Here is a 280-nt window from a genome sequence, read left to right as displayed (position 1 = left end):
CTCGGAACCGGCCTCGGGTCTAGCGGGCGGCAAGATCGCCAAGGTTGACCGGGTCGAGTGGCTGCCGATCCGTGACCAGCAACAGGCGGTCAACGCGCTGAAGGCAGGCGAACTCGACTATATCGAAGGGCTGCCACACGATCTGCTGCCTCTGGTCGAGGGTGACGAGAACATCAAGCTTGTCGACTTCAACCCGGCTGGCAACCAGTTCACCTTCCGGTTCAATGTTTTGCACCCTCCGTTCGACAATCCGAAGATGCGGCAGGCTCTGCTCTATGCG

At 60.4% G+C, this 280-nt stretch carries 1 protein-coding gene; it reads left to right on the top strand.

Annotated elements, in window-relative coordinates; genetic code table 11:
- A partial coding sequence (locus E0702_RS17065; protein ID WP_240721812.1) for an ABC transporter substrate-binding protein occupies positions 1 to 280 on the top strand: 280 nt, incomplete at both ends.

The organism is Halomonas marinisediminis (assembly GCF_004347715.1).
Taxonomy (GTDB): domain Bacteria; phylum Pseudomonadota; class Gammaproteobacteria; order Pseudomonadales; family Halomonadaceae; genus Halomonas; species Halomonas icarae.
The sequence above is the reverse complement of the archived record's forward strand: the minus strand, read 5'-3'. Positions and strand labels throughout refer to the sequence as shown.